A 5,735-nucleotide genomic window follows, 5' to 3' on the forward strand; every position below is an offset into this window, starting at 1 on the left:
TGCAGGGTAAAGTTATTAAGGCTGCCTTCTAGAATAATCGCCCTGTATGAGCTGTTGGTGAAAGCAAACCCCCGTTCGTTTCCCGAATTGCCGGCGCCTGAAACTGTAACATTGTTCAGGTTGGATAACCTTAATAAATTGCCCCCGATTAATGCTATTAGCCCATCATTAATTATCGTTACCCGTGTGCCTTGAGGTACAGAAATGTTTCGGATGGTAATACTGTTATAAACGCCTCCTTTTATTTTTACAATATCGCCATTCTGAAAGGTACTTTTTACACCACTGATTATAAGATTATTCCCATCAATGGTTAAATCGCCCGATCCTGAGCCCGCATTGATAATTCTTGAAAATGTGGGCGGCGTTGAAGGGTTCCCGGACCCACCGTTGTTATTTTCTTCGGGAGGGGAGGGGATAACAGGGCCTACAGGGTTCGCCTTAGCTATAGAATCGGCGATCCTTGTTGAATCAGCGACCCTTATAGAATCTGCTATTCTGATGGAGTCTGCTCTTCTAATGGAATCTGCACGCCAAATAGAATCTGCACGCCAAATGGAATCAGCTATTCTGTCGGCATCGGCTTTTTTAATAGAGTCAGCGATCCTGATGGAGTCCGCTCTTCTGATAGAATCTGTACGCCAAATAGAATCCGCAATCCTGGTAGAATCAGCTACTTTGTTAGAATCTGCAATTCTAATAGAATCATTGATCCTTATCGAATCTGAAATTCTTATGGAGTCATCTAAATTTTTTATTGAATCCCTTAGTTTAATAGAATCTATACCAGTACCTTTTGGAGGCTCTTCTCTTTGGAGGGATGAATAGGCAGCTGAAGATTTTTTACAACTATATAAAGTAATACAAACAACAGAAAAAACCAAAAACGGCAGCAGAAATAATCTGTGCACCCGCAACAACGATAGTAAAAACATTTAATACATGTTAAGATTTAAATTAAAATTGTTTTTTAATTTTCTTAGGTTTAGGTATTTGGCTTACTCAGGGTATTACTAAAAATTTAGAAGTTTTTAACAAATATAATGCCGAATGTTTAAAAGGAGGAAATTTTTTTTCTTTCAGGAAGCTTTTGCGCGAATGTTTCCAGAGCAATCATTATTGCATCATATCGTTATAAGCCAGCTTTTTAGCTCTTATCGATTGGTTGGAGTGGAGCATAAGGTTTTTTATTTAAGATTCTGGTATCGATCAGGTCGAGAACTGTGCTGTCAATTGCTGTATCGAACTTGCGTGCAAAAAAATGATCAGATGCTGCTAATGCATCAAAATCAGTGCTTGTTAATATTTTGGGGTGTGCGTTTCCTTCAGACCAGTCAATGTATCGGAAATTGTTGTTTTCGGTACTGGATGCAAAATGCGAATTCATGATCAAGGTAGGAAAAAGTATCTCGTCTATTCCCCAGGTAAATTTAATATAACGCTTAAGCCGGGCGTTTTTTTGTATCGACTGTGCTATAAAATAGGCACATTCCGCATCCAGGATCCACCAGGTAGAACAGTTTCCTCCATAAAATTGGCTGAATGCCGGATGTTTGCGGGGGGGCAACAGCCAGTTCAGAAAATTCTGGACCAGGTATTTCCCTTTAAAATTGAAATCTGTAAAATGATAACGGTTGAAACGTGCGCGGCTACTTTCGATCCATTTCCTTTCATCATTCTGTTCTGTGATATAAGAGATGAAATTCTTCTTTTTATGAGCATTCAGATAATCAATCAGTTCCTGCATGGGTTTAATAGGATAATCCTGTGCACTAATCAGGTTAATAAAATCGTATGAGGTGCCGGAGGACTTTATTTCTTCAATAGCATGTACTATGGCCATTATTATGCTTCGTCCTCCCCAATGTACTTTAACCCTGTTTTTGATAAAAAAAACATTCGGAGCATCACTTAATAGCGTTCGGAACGGGGTTTCATCTGTTTTTTTATCAATACATAAAAATACATGGCAGCAAGAATGAGCCAATGCCTGTGTCAATCTTTTTAATTGCTGAGGGTTTTTATGGGCAAGAATAAGGTGACAGATCTTCATCATGAAGTTGTTTAAACTTTAAATAGTATCTAAAAGCCCCGGAACTAAGAATTTTTACCGAGGCCCATATACGAAGGTACGGTAAGAGATTGGATTTTATATTTGTGGCGGAGATAGAATTTGTACGGGTTATTATTTTACACTATTTTCGGATATATTTACGAAACGCTCTTATGATCAGGTTTGATTGGAGAAAAATATTTCTTCAGGCATCGGGAATAATAGCTGTTTTATGAGTTTTCAAAGTTGGTGAAGGAATACAGATGTATAATGTTTTCACATTTAGAATGGATAACAACATAACGAGATGAATGAATGTATCCCTATTGAAGAGGCCGCGGGGCAGGGCATGCTTTTTCATTCACCCTTTTGGGGTACTCCCGCCTCTAAGAAACCTTTGGGCCTGCGGAAGATATGTGATATTCAAAAAATGTTATATACCTGAATACTTCCGGATTTTATATAATATAAACTGGTATATTTTTCAAAAGTGAAAAGGAAGAGCGCTATAAAACGCATATTGGGAATCAGTTTTTTGGCAGTGAGTGCTGCATCGTCCTATGAAATTTTCAGTTGGTACAAAGATCCGGATCTGAAATACCTGAAATTAAAAAAAGATCTGATTGCGGATCTGGCTGAACTGATCATCCCGAGAACAGATACACCCGGTGCAAAAGATGCCCGTACAGAAGAATATATTATTCACGCAGTTACTTTCGGCATTCCTTATTACGAAGCTAATAACTTTATTGAGGGGCTTGAACAGTTAGAGCAGGTAGCCCATAAGAAGTATAAGCAGCCTTTTTCTAAGTGCAGCAATGGACAGCAAACAGAGTTATTGCTGAAAATGCAGCAGGGGGTATTCTATTTAAAATGGCCTATGTTGTCTAAAGTGAAACGTAAACTATTGGGCCGTTCTTTCTTCGAATTAATAAAAGATCTTACAGTGACCGGGTATTGTACTTCCGAAACCGGGGCTACAAAAGGGCTGGCATATATTGATATTCCAGGACATTTTAATCCATGCATTCCTCTGGAAAAAGGGCAGCGGTGCTGGGCAACAAAATAGCTTATGTATTACGACGCAATTATTATTGGCTCCGGAATCAGCGGAGGATGGGCTGCAAAGGAACTTTGTGAGAAAGGTTTGAAAACCCTGTTGCTGGAACGCGGCAGGGATGTACAGCATATTACAGACTATCGTACGGCTTTATTAAAACCCTGGGATTTTCCAAACCGGTTACAAAATACCCAGGCAGATTTGAAAGAAAACCCCATTCAGCAAAAGTTTTATGATGAAAGTTCCAAAGCGTTTTTCGTTAAAGATAAAGAGCATCCCTATATACAAGAGAAACCCTTCTTATGGGTTCAGGGAAACCAGGTGGGCGGCAGGTCCCTGGTTTGGGGCAGGCAGTGTTACCGGTGGAGTGATCTGGATTTTGAAGCGAATCTGAAAGATGGTATTGGTGTGGACTGGCCGATACGATATAATGATATAGCCCCCTGGTATGATTATGTAGAACAATTTATAGGTGTTAGTGGAAATAAAGAAAACCTGCCGCAATTACCGGATGGGATCTTCCAGGACCCCATGCAATTGAATTGTATAGAAACGCATCTTAAAGATTCCATTATAAAAAATTATGACCAAAGGATGCTTACTATTGCTCGGGTAGCCAATTTAACCCGGCAGATTGGAAGCAGATATGCCTGCCAGAACCGGAATCTGTGTCACAGAGGATGCCCCTTTGGAGCTTATTTCAGCAGCAATAGCTCCACCATTCCGGCTGCATCAAATACGGGTAACCTGACAGTAAGACCTTTTTCAACTGTTACTGAAATCATATTTGATAATGATACCCAAAAGGCAACAGGTGTGAGGGTTATTGATACTAATACTTTGCAGCCTGTTGAGTTTTTTGCAAAAGTGATTTTTTTAAACGCTTCCACGATCGCCTCCACCGCTATCCTGTTAAATTCGAAATCAGCCCGGTTCCCGAATGGTATGGGAAATGACAGCGGCGAATTAGGACACAATTTAATGGATCATCATTCCTCTTCAGGAGCAGTAGGCGTTCATGAAGGCTTCGGAGATTCTTATTATAAAGGACGGAGGCCCTGCGGGTTCCTTATTCCCCGGTACAGGAATCTTAAAAATGATGAGCACATGGAATTTAAAAGAGGGTATAATATACAGGGAGATGGAGAACGCCGAGAATGGGCAGACAATGCAGGACAATTCGGGTCTGATTTTGGAGCTGCTTTTAAAGAAAAAATCGTTAAGCCCGGCCCGTGGACCGTATGGATGGCCGGATGGGGCGAATGCCTTCCTTACCATGAAAATAAAATAAGCCTGGGCGATCAAAAAAATAAATGGGGGATGCCTGTGGTTAAAATTGATTTTGAGTTTAAAGAAAATGAACAACGCATGATGAAGGATATCCAGGATACCTGTGCTGACATGCTGCGCTCTGCTGGCTTCAAAAATGTGGAATCCTTTAATTACCATAAACCGGGAGGAGCGGCAGTGCATGAAATGGGCACAGCACGGATGGGGCATGATCCACGCACCTCGGTGCTCAATAAATTCAACCAGGTCCATGCCGTAAAAAATCTGTTTATTACTGACGGAAGCTGTATGACTTCATCTGCATGCCAAAATCCTTCTTTAACTTATATGGCCTTAACGGCCAGGGCCTGCCAGTTTGCTTTTGAACAATTAAAGAAAAAAGAAATTTAAGACTAACGCTTCCCCTTACAATTATGATCTTTATTGAGCGCCTATTCCGCTGATTTTTGAGGTAAGATTATTTAAGTCGGATAGGGCATCGTTATATTTGGCCTTATACGTATTATTCTGATTTTTCGTAATAGTCACGTCTGAGTTATTATTGATTAGTAACTCGTCATTGTTCTCAAAATACAGGTTATTGTATATTTCCAATGTGCCCCATGTATTATACAAATCCAGCACCCGTCCGGGGAAAGAGGCCCTTTCTGTATTCATTTTCCCCACGGTATTGTTGTATACTTTGGCATTGGCCGGTTTGAACACAGAAGAATTCCGCATGCCCTGGGTGACCTGTAGCTCAAATGCGCTGTATTTTCTGCTGTTGTAAATTTTGTTATTGAATATTTCAACGGTAGCTTCTTCTTCAAGGCTGTATGTCCATGCCCTCACGGCGTTTCCCTGGTGGTTTTTCACGGTATTGTTGTAAAACTTACCGCTTCCCCTGAGCATAAAAATACTATTATGATTGTTGTTTTGCATATTGACATTGCTCACAAAATTATCGTGGATGTTATAGCCCTTGCTGCTACCTAAAAACACCACGGTGCTGATATCGGGTGAGTTGGTGCATGTTATCCCGGCTATTTCTATGCCCTTGACAAGGCCTGTAAAGTTGGAAGCATTTATTTCTCCTTCGATCCAGATGAGTGGGCCAACGTTATCGGCATCAAGATTGAGGAAAGCGAGATTTTGGGAACAGGATTCGGGGGAACCGTTATAAACGCGGTTTTTGTTGCCGCTTATGTAGCTGATCACATAATCATCTACATTTTTAAAGAACATATTCTGCAGGGTAAAGTTATTAAGGCTGCCTTCTAGAATAATCGCCCTGTATGAGCTGTTGGTGAAAGCAAACCCCCGTTCGTTTCCCGAATTGCCGGCGCCTGAAAC

5 protein-coding genes are annotated in these 5,735 nt (G+C 40.6%); 2 read left to right on the plus strand and 3 right to left on the minus strand.

The window, feature by feature from the left end:
* Nucleotides 1-935, minus strand: a 935-nt coding sequence (locus tag ACYVBM_RS19475) for a hypothetical protein (protein WP_460687374.1), incomplete at its 3' end; no start/stop codon positions are given.
* Nucleotides 936-1,147: 212 nt separating this feature from the next.
* On the minus strand, nt 1,148-2,056 hold the full coding sequence (locus ACYVBM_RS19480) for a beta-1,6-N-acetylglucosaminyltransferase (RefSeq protein WP_460687375.1): 909 nt from the start codon (nt 2,054-2,056) through the stop codon (nt 1,148-1,150).
* 487 nt (nt 2,057-2,543) lie between these two features.
* Here ACYVBM_RS19480 and ACYVBM_RS19485 point away from each other — a divergent pair, with 487 nt between their 5' ends.
* Complete coding sequence (locus tag ACYVBM_RS19485; protein ID WP_460687376.1) at nt 2,544-3,122, plus strand: gluconate 2-dehydrogenase subunit 3 family protein; 579 nt, start codon at nt 2,544-2,546, stop codon at nt 3,120-3,122.
* Nucleotides 3,123-3,125: 3 nt separating this feature from the next.
* Nucleotides 3,126-4,793: a GMC oxidoreductase gene (locus ACYVBM_RS19490; protein ID WP_460687377.1), complete on the plus strand. Its 1,668-nt coding sequence runs from the start codon at nt 3,126-3,128 to the stop codon at nt 4,791-4,793.
* 30 nt (nt 4,794-4,823) lie between these two features.
* Here the strand turns inward: ACYVBM_RS19490 and ACYVBM_RS19495 are convergent.
* The coding region (locus tag ACYVBM_RS19495; protein ID WP_460687378.1) for a hypothetical protein at nt 4,824-5,735 on the minus strand (912 nt) is incomplete at its 5' end.

Source organism: Niabella aquatica (assembly GCF_054779315.1).